12 protein-coding genes are annotated in these 14,940 nt (G+C 60.2%); 6 read left to right on the top strand and 6 right to left on the bottom strand.

Annotated elements, in window-relative coordinates; translation table 11 throughout:
* Positions 1-26: 26 nt before the first annotated feature.
* The 4 genes from QD409_RS25990 to QD409_RS25975 all read right to left on the bottom strand — a co-directional run bounded on the left by QD409_RS25990 (position 27) and on the right by QD409_RS25975 (position 5,072).
* Positions 27-1,004: a magnesium transporter CorA family protein gene (locus QD409_RS25990; protein ID WP_092846954.1), complete on the bottom strand. Its 978-nt coding sequence runs from the start codon at positions 1,002-1,004 to the stop codon at positions 27-29.
* 411 nt (positions 1,005-1,415) lie between these two features.
* The gene (locus QD409_RS25985) at positions 1,416-2,567 is read right to left on the bottom strand and encodes an Mrp/NBP35 family ATP-binding protein (RefSeq protein ID WP_092846952.1); all 1,152 of its coding nucleotides are present in this window, start codon (positions 2,565-2,567) and stop codon (positions 1,416-1,418) included.
* 635 nt (positions 2,568-3,202) lie between these two features.
* The gene (locus tag QD409_RS25980; protein ID WP_092846950.1) at positions 3,203-3,940 is read right to left on the bottom strand and encodes a LuxR family transcriptional regulator; all 738 of its coding nucleotides are present in this window, start codon (positions 3,938-3,940) and stop codon (positions 3,203-3,205) included.
* Between the two features lie 328 nt (positions 3,941-4,268).
* A complete protein-coding gene (locus QD409_RS25975; protein ID WP_092847141.1) occupies positions 4,269-5,072 on the bottom strand; it encodes an IclR family transcriptional regulator in 804 nt (267 codons plus the stop codon).
* 133 nt (positions 5,073-5,205) lie between these two features.
* Here QD409_RS25975 and QD409_RS25970 point away from each other — a divergent pair, with 133 nt between their 5' ends.
* The 5 genes from QD409_RS25970 to QD409_RS25950 all read left to right on the top strand — a co-directional run bounded on the left by QD409_RS25970 (position 5,206) and on the right by QD409_RS25950 (position 9,443).
* Complete coding sequence (locus QD409_RS25970) at positions 5,206-5,976, top strand: SDR family NAD(P)-dependent oxidoreductase (protein ID WP_092846948.1); 771 nt, start codon at positions 5,206-5,208, stop codon at positions 5,974-5,976.
* A 22-nt stretch (positions 5,977-5,998) separates the two neighbouring features.
* Complete coding sequence (locus QD409_RS25965) at positions 5,999-6,931, top strand: 2-dehydro-3-deoxygalactonokinase (protein WP_092846946.1); 933 nt, start codon at positions 5,999-6,001, stop codon at positions 6,929-6,931.
* Positions 6,931-7,566: a 2-dehydro-3-deoxy-6-phosphogalactonate aldolase gene (locus QD409_RS25960; RefSeq protein ID WP_092846944.1), complete on the top strand. Its 636-nt coding sequence runs from the start codon at positions 6,931-6,933 to the stop codon at positions 7,564-7,566. The genes QD409_RS25965 and QD409_RS25960 overlap by 1 nt, the downstream gene beginning before the upstream one ends.
* Positions 7,567-7,569: 3 nt before the next feature.
* Complete coding sequence (locus tag QD409_RS25955; RefSeq protein WP_092846942.1) at positions 7,570-8,457, top strand: SMP-30/gluconolactonase/LRE family protein; 888 nt, start codon at positions 7,570-7,572, stop codon at positions 8,455-8,457.
* Between the two features lie 347 nt (positions 8,458-8,804).
* On the top strand, positions 8,805-9,443 hold the full coding sequence (locus QD409_RS25950) for a PRC-barrel domain-containing protein (protein ID WP_092846940.1): 639 nt from the start codon (positions 8,805-8,807) through the stop codon (positions 9,441-9,443).
* A 72-nt stretch (positions 9,444-9,515) separates the two neighbouring features.
* Here the strand turns inward: QD409_RS25950 and QD409_RS25945 are convergent, their stop codons facing one another.
* Together QD409_RS25945 and QD409_RS25940 are read right to left on the bottom strand one after the other, a co-directional pair.
* A complete protein-coding gene (locus tag QD409_RS25945; RefSeq protein WP_092846938.1) occupies positions 9,516-10,871 on the bottom strand; it encodes a putative bifunctional diguanylate cyclase/phosphodiesterase in 1,356 nt (451 codons plus the stop codon).
* A 126-nt stretch (positions 10,872-10,997) separates the two neighbouring features.
* Positions 10,998-12,731 (bottom strand): response regulator, encoded by a 1,734-nt coding sequence (locus QD409_RS25940; protein ID WP_092846936.1) that lies wholly within the window; start codon positions 12,729-12,731, stop codon positions 10,998-11,000.
* A gap of 345 nt (positions 12,732-13,076) precedes the next feature.
* Here QD409_RS25940 and mutL point away from each other — a divergent pair, with 345 nt between their 5' ends.
* Positions 13,077-14,909 (top strand): DNA mismatch repair endonuclease MutL, encoded by a 1,833-nt coding sequence (gene mutL / locus QD409_RS25935; protein ID WP_092847139.1) that lies wholly within the window; start codon positions 13,077-13,079, stop codon positions 14,907-14,909.
* The last annotated feature ends 31 nt before the right edge of the window (positions 14,910-14,940 follow it).

Genomic DNA, 14,940 nt, shown 5'->3' with positions numbered 1-14,940 from the left:
GTTAGACATTCAGGATCACTAGACTCTCAGAGCCAGCCTTTCCAGCGAAAAAAGAAAAACGGGACGACGGCGGATACGACCATCAGCGTCAACGAAGCCGGGTAGCCGTAAGCGAAATGCAGTTCGGGCATACGCTCGAAATTCATGCCATAAACGGACGCCACGAGCGTCGGCGGCAGAAACACCACGGAAGCGATCGAGAAGATCTTGATGATGGCGTTCTGCTCGATATTGATCAGCCCGAGCGATGCATCCAGCAGGAAAGTGATGTTGCCTGCGACGAAAGAGGCATGCTCCGACAGAGACTGAACATCCCGCGACACATTGCGGCAGAGCTCCCTGGCCTCGGTGTCCTGCTGCATTGCGGGGATGGTAGAAAGGAAGGTCAGCAGCCGGGACAGGGAACTCAGGCTGTCACGTACCTTGCTGATCGTACGGTGATAGCCAGCAATGTCCTTGAGCTTTTCTTCCAGATAATTCGACGGACGGCGGATCTTCTTCAAGCGATCGCCGAAGACATGCACCGACAATATATCGATGCTGGCGGCGGCCTGTTCAAGAACCTCGGCAGTACGGTCGACGATCGTTTCGAGCAGCTTGGCAAGGAGCGCCACGCCCGTGCGCCGCTCCTGCGGAATTCGCTGCAGCGCTGCAATGAACAACGCGAAGGATTTCGGCCGTGCGTAGCGAATGGTGACCAGCCGATCTCCCGTCAGGATGAAGGCGACATCGGTCAGCATCGGCAGATTGGTATCGGCCTTCCACAGCAACGAGCCGGTCAGGAAAACCGAGCCGTTCTCGATATAGAGGCGGCTCGACGGCTCGATATCCTTCATGTCTTCGCGCGTCGGCACTTCGAGCCCAAGCAGGCGCTCAATGTTGGCTTCTTCCTCGCGGGACGGCTCGACCATGTCGATCCAGACGGCGTTGTCGGGCAATCGGGCCGCGGCCGAGAGATCGGGAAGCTCAAGCTGCTTGGAATCTGAGCAATAGGCAGTGATCAACTGCGCGCTCCCGCGGCGTAGACGGAACGACGGCCGAAGCGCGTTACGGACGCCTGCCGCGATCCCAACAATGACCAACGAAAAAAGCTCATAAAACCCCGGCCTTATCCCGCCGGGCCGGCCGGGAATCCGTGTCCACGTTGCACTGCGCTGCTGTACCAATCAATTGTCCGTCCCGGCGAAGCCGCCTGACCGGACGAAACGGAACCACCATTCGGCGGAGGGCAATCATCGGAAATAACCGACCAGCTCCACGCCGGCGGCGCATATGCAGCAAAGCTCGCAAAGAATCAAGTCACAACCCCTTTACCGTGCGCTTTCACCGCAGATTTCACAATCCGGCGAAGTCATAGCACAGGATACAGGCAAGACAATCCGTCGCTATACAGAAAGCAGACAAGGTGCCGTGAATTATTCAAACACGATCGAGGGGGCAGAACGCTGCGGCGTATCGGCTATTTGCTTCCAAACCTTGGCGGCGATCTCGCGGTAGATACCGGCGACGACGCCGTTCGGCTCGACCGCAACCAGCGGCGTTCCCGCATCCGAGCTCTCGCGGATACCCATGGTCAACGGCACCTCGCCGAGGAAGGGGATGCCGAGCCGCTCGGCCTCCTTGCGCGCACCGCCATGGCCGAAAATGTCGTAGCGGGTGCCAGTGTCCGGAGCGATGAAATAGCTCATGTTCTCGACGATGCCGAGGACGGGAACCTCGACCTTGCGGAACATGTTCAGCCCCTTGCGGGCATCGATGAGCGCCAGATCCTGCGGCGTCGAAACGATGACCGCGCCGGCAAGCGGCACCTGCTGCGCCATGGTCAGCTGTACGTCTCCGGTGCCTGGCGGCATGTCGACGACGAGCACATCGAGCTCGCCCCAGGCGACTTCGCGCAGCATCTGCAGCAGTGCGGACTGCACCATCGGCCCGCGCCAGATCATGGCGGTTTCCTCTTCGACGAGGAAGCCCATCGACATGACCTTCAAGCCGTAATTCTGCATGGGATTGATGATGCGGCCATCGATCTGGGTCGGCCGACCGGAGATCTTGAGCAGGCGCGGCATCGACGGACCGTAGATGTCGGCGTCGAGTATGCCGACGCGCAGGCCATTGGCCACCAAGCCGAGCGCGAGATTGGCCGCCGTCGTCGACTTGCCGACACCGCCCTTGCCCGAAGCGACCGCGATGATGGCGCCGACGCCGGGAACGCCAATCTTGGCAGCGCGCGGCTGCTGCTGACCGTGCGGATGAGTATGGCCATGAGCATGAGGGGCAGCCTGCGACGGAGGCGGAGGGGGCGTCGGGCTGCCGGCTTTCTTGTCGGCGGTCAGAGCAACCATGGCGCCCTTCACACCGGGCATGTCCTTGACCACACGCTCGGCCGCAAGACGCATCGGCTCGAGATCCTTGGCTCGCTCGGCGGGGACGGTAATGGAGAAATACACCTTGCCGTCCGAGATGAAGACATCCGACACCATGCCAAGCTCGACGATATTGTGCTCGAGATCCGGGCCGCGAACCGTCTTCAACGTTTCCAGCACCTGTTCCTTGGTGATGTCTGCCATGCCATCCTCACTACGCGCTGCATCGAGAGAGCGCCATTCACAGCAAACTCTCGACATCCATCTGGCTTAGATAGTGGAGTGGCAGGACTTCGCCAAACGAAATTCGGCGCAGTCGTTAAAAAGCGTCTTGGTTGCGGCCGGCAGGTCCGCCGGGTCTATGACCCTACCAGCCGCAACACTCTCCCAAACGGGAAGGACGTTTTCGCGGGCGGACATAGGGCAGGCAGCCGAAAGGAATAAGGCAAGAATGCGAAAATCGCCCAGTGAGCGCCACTGATCTCGGCCGGCGTGCCAAATAAGCAACAACCGCCGCCGATACTTTTCGCCGAAAAAACTTCGACAAGGGCATCGGCGACGGTCATTTGATCCGCGCACGTTGTTCGGCGCTGTTATCAAAGTCCCCTCCGGACTTCTGCCACTTAAGAAGCAGGAAGCGTGCCACTTTTCACAGGACCGCGAAAATCGATGCATTTCAATCATCTGGCGGCAGTCGGCCCACTTGACCTGTCAGCCGCAGAGCGGCGCTTCCGCATATTTTATGCGCAACATGCCAGATTCGGGCACAAAGCTGCTCGAATCTCGATCATCGGGCTCTGCCATTAAGACGCCAGCGAAGCTATCGGCCGGAAAGGCTGCTACTTGATCAATCCCACCCGCAAGGCCTTGGCGACGGCCTGCGTGCGGTTGACGGTGTCGAGTTTCTTGGTCGCTCGATTCAGGTAGTGATTGACGGTGTGCTCCGAGAGCGCAAGGATTTCGGCGATCTCGGCACTGGTCTTGCCCGCCGCGGTCCAGTTGAGACAATCGATCTCGCGATCCGTGAGCGCATCGACGACCCGCACATCCATGCTGCGGATCTCCGCAAGCCGGTCATAAACGTGGATCGCAACGTAGCAAAGATCCTTGATCTCCTCGGGCGAAAAGGGTTCGCGATCGCCGGCCAGGGAGACCGCGCCACGCATGCCGGATGCATCATGGGTCGGCAGGCAGATGAAGCGCGTCATGCGAAACTTCTCGAACAAGGCGATGACGAGCTGGGATTTGCTCGCCTCGCGGTTCGGGGCCAGCGCCAGGTCATAGACAAAGGGCAGCGTGGTGCGGCGCAGACGCTGCAGCACGGGGCTGGTTGGCAGCAATCCCTCCTGATCGTAGGTCGAAAGAAGCTCTGCCGGCCAATTGTTGATCACGGTATTGCTCTGCAATTCGAAGGAGGTGATCGGCGGCAGGTTGACGACCATGAAGGCCCGGCAACGATAGGCTTCGGTCAATCCCTTCATGAAACGAAACACATCAAACTGTGTCTTCAGCCTGCCAATTTCCTCAATAAAATCTTCGCCTCGAGGAGACGCTCCCGCCTGCATCAATGCTGCCATTTGCTAGTCTTCTTTATGTAAAAGAGGAAAAAACGAGTAACTTCTGTCGCCTTTTCCCTCGACGTCATCGTACCGGCGCCGGATAACCGGCGTTTGCGCAAATATAAGATTTACAGGATTCCGATCGCTTCAACGTTCATTACTACGATGTCCGTCTGCCATTCCGCCAAATCCTTTATGATCTCAGCAATCATGCGAGGATAATGGCAGTTCTTACGCACATCTCAATAATCAAATTTAAGTTAAATACGCAATTTCGCTAAGGTCCGGCGCGAACAGCGATAAATTGACGAATTTCATGTGATGGCTGCGGCAAACGGGCACCGGATTATCGCTTCGGACCCATCCGATTGCGCATATCAGTCATAATCGAATCGGCAGTTGCGACCACCAGGGGCGCCCAATCCTGCAGTTTCCCCGACGTGACACGATAGGCGGGACCGGTTACCGAGACACCCGCCAGCATGTGATCGCCATCGGAGCAGATCGGCGCGGCAACGCAGCATATGCCGCTCTCATGCTCTTCCCGATCGAATGCATAGCCCCGCACTCTGATGTCGCGGATATCCGCGAGCAATTCAGCGGCGCTCCGCAGCGTGTGCTCGGTATAGGGTCGAAATTCGAGGTCGGCGATCCGCTCGGCAAGTTTGGCATCGTCGAGCGCAGAGAGGGCTGCCTTGCCGACGCCGGTGCAGTACGCCGGGGACGCGTTGCCGATCTGGGAATACATGCGGACGGACTGCCGGCCCTCGACCTTGTCGAGATAGATCACTTCCGAACCGCGCAGGACGCCAAGATGCACGGTTTCGCCGGTGACCTCCTGCAGGCGTCGCAGATGCGGCTCGGCAACGGCGCGAAATTCGTTGCGCGCCCAACTGCGCGAGGCCAGTTTCAAGAGCCTGATGCCGATGAGGTAGCGCCCATCGCGATCGACCTCCAGGAGCCCTTCTTCGACGAGATGCGACAATTGCCGGTGCAGCGTGCCCCGCGGCTGATCGGACAGGGAAAGAATATCGGTGAAGCGCATTGGACCTTCGGCGAGCGCAACGAGGTCGAGCAGTGCGACGAGCTTTCCCAGCGTGCCGGTTTCCCGCTCGCGACGGCGATCTGCCTTTTCGCTATCCGAACTCAGCTCCACATCCTTTCATTTATCGCTCGCACTGGCGCGGTATCCTTGACACGATGGAAGTGTAATCAGATAATTCCACATAGTCAAATTTTGTTCCAAATAATGGAACTAATTCGCAAACCGAGGAGGAGACACCTTGGCTGAGACACAGGCGCAATTTCCCGATCTGAAGGATCGTACGGTGCTGATCACCGGCGGCGGCTCCGGCATTGGCGCAGCACTCGTCGAAGGGTTCGCCCAACAAGGCGCGAAAGTCGCCTTCATCGACATTGCGGAGGAGCCGAGCAAGGCGCTCGCCGCGAGGCTCTCGTCGCAGTCGGCGCATCCCGTCTCCTTCTACCACGCCGATCTGCGCGATGTCGGCACGATCAAGAGCACGGTTGCGGCAGTGGAATCCGATCTCGGTGCGATCCGCGTGCTCGTCAACAACGCGGCCTGGGACGACCGGCACGATATCGACACGACGACCGAGGAATATTGGGACAACAGCCAGTCGATCAACCTCAAGCAGGTCTTTTTCGTTTCGCAGGCTGCGGCACCCGGCATGCGGTCGGCCGGTGGCGGATCGATCATCAATTTCTCCTCGATCGTCTTCAAGATGAACCCGCCGGCGCTTTCTTCCTATGCAGCGGCGAAATCCGGCATTATCGGGCTGACGAAAAGTTTTGCCGGTCGCTTCGGTCCGGAAAACATCCGCGTCAACGCCGTCTTGCCCGGCATGATCGTGACGGAGCGACAGCTCGAGCTGTGGCTGACGGCGGACGGCATGGCCAAAACCATCGAGCGGCAATGCCTCAAGCGCGTGCTGAAGGCCGAGGATCTTGTGGGACCCGTGCTTTTCCTTGCGTCCGACTGCTCGGGCGGGATGACGGCACAATCCGTTATCGTCGATGGCGGCATTTTCTAATGAAAGACTTGGAGCATTTCTCATGACTAAGCCCGCATTTATCGCGGTGGACTGGGGCACCAGCAGTTTCCGGCTGTGGCTGATCGGCGAAGACGGCAATATTCTGGCGGAACGCCGAAGCGGCGAAGGCATGACGACGGCAGCTCAAGCCGGCTTCGCCAATATCTTGCAGGCGCATCTGGATGCCATCTCCGCGCCCTTGGATCTTCCTGTCATCGTCTGCGGCATGGCAGGTGCGCGCCAGGGCTGGGTCGAAGCCGGCTACATCGATACGCCGACATCGCTGGCAGCTATTCTCACGGGCGCAGTTGTCGTTCCCGGGCAGTCGCGCGACGTGCGCATTTTGCCAGGCCTGGCGCAGCGAGCCAAGGACGCTCCGGATGTCATGCGTGGAGAAGAAACGCAGTTGCTCGGCGCGATTGCCGCCGATGCCAAAGGCGAGCAGATCGTCTGCATGCCGGGAACGCATTCGAAATGGGTGCGCGTTGTCGACGGCCGGGTGACGGGCTTTTCCACCTTCATGACGGGCGAACTTTTCGACGTCATCACCAAGCACAGCATTCTGTCGCATGCCGTGGCCGGCGCCGCTGACATGCCTGCCGACACCACGGCCTTCGAAGCGGCCCTCAAGGCTGCATTCGAAAAGCCGCAGCTCGTCACCAATCTGATGTTCACCGCCCGCTCCGGCCAGCTTCTCCACGGCACAACGGCGGCCGGGGCGCAGGCGCTGATCTCGGGCACGCTGATCGGCGCCGAGATCGCCGGCGCTCTGTCTTCTGCCGGGCAAGGAGCCGCCATCACGCTCGTCGCCTCCGGACGCCTGCAGACGCTCTATGAAGAAGCGTTCCGCAGCCTGTCCCTCCCCTACCAGACCATCGACGCCGATGCTGCCGTTCGTCGCGGGCTTTCCGCTGCGGCCGAAGCGATCTGGCTCAAGAACGAAAGCAAAAGCTGATGACAACCCGTGTCCCCTTTCCGCCCATGAAGCGCCCGCTGATTGCTATTCTCCGCGGCATCAAGCCAGAGGAAACCGCCGATATCGTCGGCGCGCTGATCGAAACCGGTTTCACTGCCATCGAAATCCCGTTGAATTCGCCCGAGGCTTTTCACTCGATCAAAATCGCTGCCAAGATGGCGCCTGCCGGTTGCCTGATCGGCGCAGGCACGGTGCTGACTGTGGAAGATGTCGACAGGCTGGACGGCGCCGGCGGCAAGCTGCTGGTGACGCCGAATGTCGAGCCCGCGGTGATCAGCCGCGCGCGCGACAAGGGCATGGTGACGATGCCCGGTGTCTTCACCGCGACCGAGGCGCTTTCGGCCGCCCGTGCCGGCGCTACCGGCCTGAAATTCTTCCCCGCCGGCGTGCTCGGCGCTTCCGGTATCACAGCCATTCGCGCCGTTCTGCCGCCGGAGCTTGTTATCGCTGCAGTCGGCGGCGTTTCGGACAAGAATTTCGCCGATTACACCAAAGCTGGCATCCTGGCCTTCGGTTTGGGAACCAGCCTTTACAAGCCGGGAATGACGGCCGCAGAGGTTGCCGAACGCGCCAAGACCACCATTTACGCCTATGACGCCGCCATAGGAGCCTGATCTATGACCGATATTCATGATTTTCAGGGAAATATTCTCTGCAATACCTCATCCGTCCTTGGAGAAGGCCCGACCTACGATCCCGATACGGACACTGTCTGGTGGTTCAATATCCTCGGCAAAGAGTTGCATGAGCTGCATCTGCCGACCGGCAAGAAGCAGGTCCACGAGCTGCCGATGATGGCGAGCGTGCTTGCCCGCGTCGATGCGGAGCGGCAGATGATCGCCACCGAAGAAGGCCTGTTCCTCCGCGACATCGCGAGCGGCGAATTGAGCTTCTATGCGGCAATCGAGGCCGACAAGCCGGAAAACCGTTCCAACGATGGACGCACGCATGTTTCCGGTTCGCTCTGGATCGGCACCATGGGCAAGCGCGCCGAGATGCAGGCGGGCGCCATCTATCATGTCGCCGGCGGCAAGGTCACCAAGATCTTCGATCAGATCAGCATCCCGAACTCGATCTGCTTTTCACCAGATGGCACCATCGGTTATTTTACCGACACGCGCGTCAGCCAGCTGATGCGCGTCCTCGTCGATCCGGAGACCGGGCTTCCGGCGGGCGAGCCGATCGTCATGGTCGACAGTATGGAAGATCCGGGCGGTCTCGATGGGTCGGTTTGCGATGCCGACGGCTATATCTGGAATGCTCGCTGGGGATCCGGCTTCGTCGACAAATACAGCCCGGACGGACTGCGCATCGAGCGCTATCGCGTGCCTGCCATGCAGCCCTCCTGCCCCGCCTTCATCGGCAAGAATGCCGACCGGTTGGCGGTGACCACCGCTTGGGAAGGGCTCGATGACGAAGCGCGCTCCATGCAGCCACAGGCCGGCGCGCTTCTGGAGCTCGGCCCGACTGTCCGGGGCGTCTTCGATCCGCCCTACAAGCTTTGATTGACCTTCGCCTTCGCGCTCGGGTGCGAAGGCGATTTCCGCTATGCGGATGGCGCCGCCGCGATCAGGTTATATGTCGTAAAAATAGGCGCAGCCATATTTCGACGCAGCTGACGCGTTTAAACTTTCGGACCGCATTGGTAAATCAACGCATTGTTTTCTCATAACATTATCCCCGTTTGCAACCTCGAGACATCGACTTTCTGCAACTTTTGACGGAACCAAAGCTTCCCTGAGCCATTTGCCTTACGACCGGTACGATGATGGTCAGTAATCAGGAAATCCACTCGCACTGGTATGCATGCCTGTCACTAGGCATGCCCATCAGAATGAAAGGTAGGTTCACGATGACTGGGAAACTCTTCACCTCCGTCGCTGCAGGCGCAATCTTTGCCGCTGGATCCGTGCTCTCGCCGATGGCTTTCGCACAGGCGCAACAGCCGTCGAACGGAGGCACAGGCAACAGCGGCAATGCGCCGCTGACACAATCCGCTCCGGCGACGCCCGGCGCCGCAAAGCCGGATAGCCCAACGCCGCAAACCAAGGCTCAGGCTCCCGCTGCGTCAACAGGCTCAACGGGCACCGAGCAGGCGGGCGGCTATCTGACCACGCAGTCCGCGGATCAGATCAGTGCCAGGACCTATATGGGCCAGTCGGTCTATAATGGTCAGAATGAAAGTATCGGCAGCATCAACGACCTGATCCTGCAGAAGCAGGGCGGTGTCGTCGCAGCCGTGGTCGGCGTCGGTGGCTTCCTCGGCCTCGGCCAGAAGAATGTCGCCGTGCCGTTCAGCAAGATCAACGCCACCCAGAATGCACAGGATGGTACAATCAAGCTGACGACGACGGAAACGGCCGCCGCGCTGAAATCGGCGCCCGAGTTCAAGACGCTTATGATGCAGGCTTCGGAAAAGGCGGCGCGTTTGGAGGGAACGACAACCATGCCGGCGACCGACAACATGACGACGTCGTCGACCAGCAAGTAACAGGATTAGCCTGATCAAAAAGAAAGCGGCGACCCTTTCCGGCCGCCGCTTTCTTTGGACATGCTTGCCGCCTCAAGCGATCTCGCGCTCGCTGCCGAGTTCGAAATAATGTGTTTGCAGATAGCGAAGCGTCGCAGCGCTATCGGCCGGCTTGCCGAAATAGTAGCCCTGCCCCATCGCGCAGCCGAGCGCCCTCAGCTTCGCGGCCTCCGAATTTTCTTCGATGCCTTCAGCGACCACGCGCAGCTCCAGCCCTTCGCACATGGCAAGAACAGCCTTGATGATGTGCTCGGAGGCCCTGTCGGAATTCATGCGGGAGACGAAGGCCCGATCGATCTTCACCTTGTCGAAGATGAATTCGCGCAAACGGCCAAGGCTCGATTGACCGGTGCCGAAATCGTCGAGGGAAATGCGGACTCCGGCAGCCCGAAGATCGGCGATGATACGATGCGCGGTTTCGGCCGAGCTCATTACAGCGGTTTCGGTGATTTCGAGCTCGAGGCGATGCGGATCCAGGCCGACGCGGGCGAGAATGGCAAGGACGCTGCTGCTGGTGCCGGGATCCATCAGCTGTGCCGAAGACAAGTTGAAGGACAGGAAAAGCTCGCGCGGCCAGGAGAGCGCCGCCTCCGCCGCCTTCCGCAGAAGCGTTTCGGACAGCGCGTCGATGAAGCCGCGCTCCTCGGCGAGCGGCACGAAGACGGCAGGAGAAACGAAGCCGAGATCGGGATCGTTCCATCGGGCAAGAGCCTCGAAACCGAGTACCATATTGTTGGCGAGCGAAACGATCGGCTGGAAATGCACGTCGATAGCGTCGGAAATGATGGCATTTCGCAACGCCTGCTCCAGCTGCGTCGCCCGCTTCATCTCCTGGGCGATCTCGCGGGAATAGACGGTGATCTGGCCGCGGCCGCGGCGCTTGGAGCGGTAGAGTGCCGTTTCGGCGTTCTTCAGGAGATCGTCGAACTCCTCGCCTCCGAAGGGATGGATGGCGAAGCCGAAGGAGGCGGATAGTCGAACGTTGCGATCGCCGAGATCATAGGGAGCCGACAGCACCTCGCGGATCATCTGCCCGAATTTCTCGGCGCCGAGACGCTCGAAAACCAGGGGCAGGACGAAGGCGAACTCGTCGCCATCATGACGGGTTACAGCCGCCCCATCCGGAATGCATGCCTTGAGGCGATGCGCAACCTGACAGAGGATTTCGTCCCCGGCTTCGACGCCGAACAGATCGTTGATCGGTTTAAAGGAGTCCAGATTGACAATACCGACGGTGAAGGGCGCGGGATCGCTGGCGCGCTCGAGCGAAAGCTGGCGCGTGCGTTCGCGCATGCGATGGCGATTGCCCAATCCCGTCAGCGGATCGGTATAAGCTAAGGCCTGCGATTCCTGACTGACTGGCCCAAGCAGCATTTCAGCCGATTTCATATTCGGTTCCGATGTTTTCTCCACCCTGGAAAAAGCATGAAGGCGAAGTCTTAACAAAGGATGGCAAGACGACGGTTATTCGACGCCCACAATAACCCGCCGCCGAATGTGGTATCATCGTAACATCTACCTGCTCTGTACCTTGCGGATATTGCGCATGTATTTCTGGAATACAGTCTCGATAATATCCGGACTGACCGGTTTCAGGATGACATCGTCCATGCCGGCATCGGCGCATTCGTTGCGATCGCGCTCAAAGGCCTGGGTGAGCACGCCGATGATCGGCGTATGCGAGCCGCTGCCCTTTTCCGCACCTCGGATCAATCTTGCCGCCTCGAACCCGTTCAGGCCCGGCAACGAGATGTCCATCAGGATCAGTTCGGGGCGATGTTCCTGCCAGAGGCGCACGGCGTCATCGCCGCTGGCGGCAATGACATGGCTATATCCGAGACCTTCGAGGATCTGCGCGAAGACGATCTGATTGATGTCGTTGTCTTCGGCGACCACAACCTGCACGCGGCGGTCTTCGCCGCTTCCGTGCCGCCACTCCTGCGCAAGCGCAGCTCCTTTGACGTCTCCGAGCTCGCCGCGAATATTGCGGTTGAAATGGCGAGCGATCAGGAACGGCAGCTCCGTGGTGAGCTGCGAGCCATCCAGCGACAGGGCGGGCACGTTCTGCCGCTCCGCCAGCTCGATGCCGCGCTTGCCGAGCTGATTGTCGACGATGACGAGATCGATCTTGACGTCGTGGGCGCTTGCCACATCCAGAAACGCGGCCTCCTCGTTCTCGTCGTGGACGACACAGGCGTCGAAACCATATGTGCCGAGAGTCTTCAGCGCCGCCGTCTCGGCGGCAAAATCTGACGTGACGACGAGAATCTTGCGACCGCTGAAATTCTCCGGAGCGAAGGTCTCCATCGCGGCGGGACGACGCGAAATGGTCTGCAGGGCAGCCATCGGAACATAGGCGCGCCGATAGGATCGGTCGCCGTTTTCCTTGATGTGCGACGCCAGCGCAAACTCGTCGAAATCGGCTCCGGCCTTCGGCAGGTCCTGCATGGTGCCGACCAGGAAATAGCGGCCGGGCTTGCCGATGCGTTGCTTGCGCGTCACGATATCGCGCTCGACGCCATCACGGGCGATCTGGCGCTGGCGCGAAATCGACATCTCTCCGGTGTCGATGACGTGCCGGTCGCTCTCGTCGAAACGATGGGCAAGGTCAGTAGAGAACAGATCGACGCCCTTGCGACCGCGAACCTCGTCTGCCGCGGTCTGGAATTTATCGCAAAATGCTCTGTTGACCGCGACGTAGACCATGTTCTGGTCCTTGACGAAAAGCGGGAAAGGCAAGTTGTCGAGAATATCTTCCGTGAGCTGCACCCGCTCCATGTCGATGCGCCACTGCTCTTCGCGCTTCTTCATTTCCGAGACGTCGGAGAGGATGCAGAAGCCGATCCCGGACGAAAGCCGCCGATTGATGATGCGGATCCGACGATCGTCGACGAAATGTTCGGTCATCTCGACGCGCTCACGCCAATGCGAGGCGATGCGTTGCGAGATCCAGCCGTCACGGTTGGCCGGAGATTTGCCTTGATTTCCCTGGCTCAGCACACCGCTATCGAAGACCGCGCCCAGGAAATCGCGCAATCGCGTCGAGGATTGCAGGAACTCGGGCTGGATTGGAAAGAAGTTCAGAACCTGGCGGCTGGCAAACAGCAGGAGATCGTTCTTGTCGTAGGCAAAGAAGGCGCTGGAAAGTCCGTCACAGAGAGCGTCGAAGAACATCGGGTGCAGAACGCTGCCGGAAGGTAGATCTTCCGTCATCATTGCCAAAGCTGCCTTCTCAATCTCGGCAGTCATTCGTTCGATTCCTACACTCAACCAGTTTCACAGCATGGCAAATCGGCAGGGCGCCGCTCGCTCTGCAGGGCAAATTTATGAAAATATCATGTTGGCCTGGGCACTTGAAACAGATGGAACTTAGCTCGTGGAAGTTGATGGCCGCCAACCTGCCATCAAGAGCCCTCAGCGTGCACGAGGCGCGCCACCTGCAGTCATTTCAAGTTTATTGCCTCGCAACCTGTCATCATTCCCTTAAACATTGATTAAATTCCTTAACAAAGTCCGGGGTGGAAACGCGTGGATGAGAACGGCCGGACCGCCTTTCCTCTTCCCTCGCCGCCGCGAATCCACGAGAATGACAACATGGCCATCAAGCAACTTTCCGAAACCCTGATCAACCAGATCGCCGCCGGCGAAGTCATCGAGCGCCCGGCGAGCGCCGCAAAGGAATTGATCGAAAACGCGCTGGATGCCGGCGCGACGCGCATCGAAATTGCGACGGCCGGCGGCGGCAAGGCGCTGCTGCGGGTGAGCGACAACGGCTCCGGCATGGAAGAAGCGGACCTCGAGCTCGCGGTCCGGCGACACTGCACCTCGAAAATTTCCGAGACGCTGGACGATATCCGCACGCTCGGCTTCCGCGGCGAGGCCCTGCCCTCCATCGCTTCCGTGTCGAAACTGTCGATCGCCAGCCGCAGGGCGGGTGCCGCCGGTGGCGCCGAGATTGCGATTGCCGGCGGCAAGGTGTTGCATCTGCGTCCGGCAGCGGCCAATCCCGGCACGATCGTCGAGGTGCGCGACCTGTTCTTCGCCACGCCGGCCCGGCTTAAGTTCCTGAAAACCGAGAAGGCGGAAGCAGCTGCCATCACCGAAGTCGTCAAGCGCATGGCAATCGCCTTCCCGCAGGTGCGCTTCGTGCTGTCGGGCAGCGACCGCTCGACGCTGGAATTTCCGGCAACCGGCGACGATCATCTCGCCCGCATGGCGCAGATCCTCGGCAGCGACTTCAAGGACAATGCCATCGCGCTCGACGCGGTGCGCGAGGATGTGAGTCTCACCGGCTTTGCCGGCGTTCCCACGTTCAATCGTGGCAACTCGGCCCATCAATATGCTTTCGTCAACAGCAGGCCGGTGCAAGACAAGCAGATCCTGTCGGCGATCCGCGGCGCCTATGCCGAAACCATTCCCGCCGGCCGCTATCCGGTCGCCGTTCTCTCCCTGACGCTCGACCCCGCGCTGGTTGACGTCAACGTGCATCCGGCGAAATCCGACGTACGCTTCCGCGATCCCGGCCTCGTGCGCGGCCTGATCATCGGCGCTGTCCGCGAGGCCCTGGCACGGGAGGGGGATCGCGCCGCGACCACAGGCGCGGATGGCATGTTGCGTGCCTTCAGCGCCGGCCGTTCCGGTTTCCAGCCGGGATGGCGGCCATCGCCACCAGCTGCACCCTGGACGCAGGAGACCTCGCCATCCCGCCCCTATGAGAGGCCCGCACCCGCGGGAGGATATGGTTTCGGAGAAAAGTCTCAAGCTGCCTTTGAAGGACTTATCACGCCCACAGCACGCGCCGAAGCCACCCCGCCGGTTGAATCGGTGCGGGCAGAAGAAGCGGCCGGCTTCCCGCTGGGTGCCGCGCGGGCGCAGCTGCATGAGAATTACATCGTTGCCCAGACGGACAATGGCCTCGTCATCGTCGATCAGCACGCTGCGCATGAGCGGCTGGTATTTGAGGCGATGCGTAAAGCCTTGCACTCGAAACGGCTGTCCTCGCAGGTCCTGCTGATCCCGGAGATCGTCGATCTTCCGGAAGAGGATTGCGACCGGTTGATGGTGTTTGCAGAGGAGCTTGGCGAACTCGGTCTTGCCGTCGAGCGTTTTGGCCCCGGGGCGATTGCCGTGCGCGAGACGCCGGCCTTGCTCGGCGAGGTCGATGCGCAAGGGCTGATCCGGCAGTTGGCCGACGAGATCGCGGAGTGGGATACGGCCTCCGGGCTTGCCGCCAAGCTCGAATATGTCGCGGCGACGATGGCCTGCCACGGTTCCGTGCGCTCGGGACGGCGCTTGCGGCCCGAGGAGATGAACGCGTTGCTGCGCCAGATGGAGGCAACGCCGGGTTCGGGCCAGTGCAATCACGGCCGGCCGACCTATATAGAGCTGAAGCTCACGGACATCGAGCGGCTCTTCGGACGCAGCTGAAGACAGCCGGCTTCGAAGGGAGTAGAGTGTT

It is taken from the genome of Rhizobium sp. BR 315 (genome assembly GCF_050577975.1).
Classification (GTDB): domain Bacteria; phylum Pseudomonadota; class Alphaproteobacteria; order Rhizobiales; family Rhizobiaceae; genus Rhizobium; species Rhizobium miluonense.
The sequence above is the reverse complement of the archived record's forward strand: the minus strand, read 5'-3'. Positions and strand labels throughout refer to the sequence as shown.

What these genes read in the sequence shown, in the direction of transcription:
- QD409_RS25985 (WP_092846952.1), bottom strand. Translation starts at nt 2,567, where the DNA reads ATGGCAGACATCACCAAGGAACAGGTGCTGGAAACGTTGAAGACGGTT.
- QD409_RS25980 (WP_092846950.1), bottom strand. Translation starts at nt 3,940, where the DNA reads ATGGCAGCATTGATGCAGGCGGGAGCGTCTCCTCGAGGCGAAGATTTT.
- QD409_RS25965 (WP_092846946.1), top strand. Translation starts at nt 5,999, where the DNA reads ATGACTAAGCCCGCATTTATCGCGGTGGACTGGGGCACCAGCAGTTTC.
- QD409_RS25960 (WP_092846944.1), top strand. Translation starts at nt 6,931, where the DNA reads ATGACAACCCGTGTCCCCTTTCCGCCCATGAAGCGCCCGCTGATTGCT.
- QD409_RS25955 (WP_092846942.1), top strand. Translation starts at nt 7,570, where the DNA reads ATGACCGATATTCATGATTTTCAGGGAAATATTCTCTGCAATACCTCA.
- QD409_RS25950 (WP_092846940.1), top strand. Translation starts at nt 8,805, where the DNA reads ATGACTGGGAAACTCTTCACCTCCGTCGCTGCAGGCGCAATCTTTGCC.
- QD409_RS25945 (WP_092846938.1), bottom strand. Translation starts at nt 10,871, where the DNA reads ATGAAATCGGCTGAAATGCTGCTTGGGCCAGTCAGTCAGGAATCGCAG.
- QD409_RS25940 (WP_092846936.1), bottom strand. Translation starts at nt 12,731, where the DNA reads ATGACTGCCGAGATTGAGAAGGCAGCTTTGGCAATGATGACGGAAGAT.
- mutL (WP_092847139.1), top strand. Translation starts at nt 13,077, where the DNA reads ATGGCCATCAAGCAACTTTCCGAAACCCTGATCAACCAGATCGCCGCC.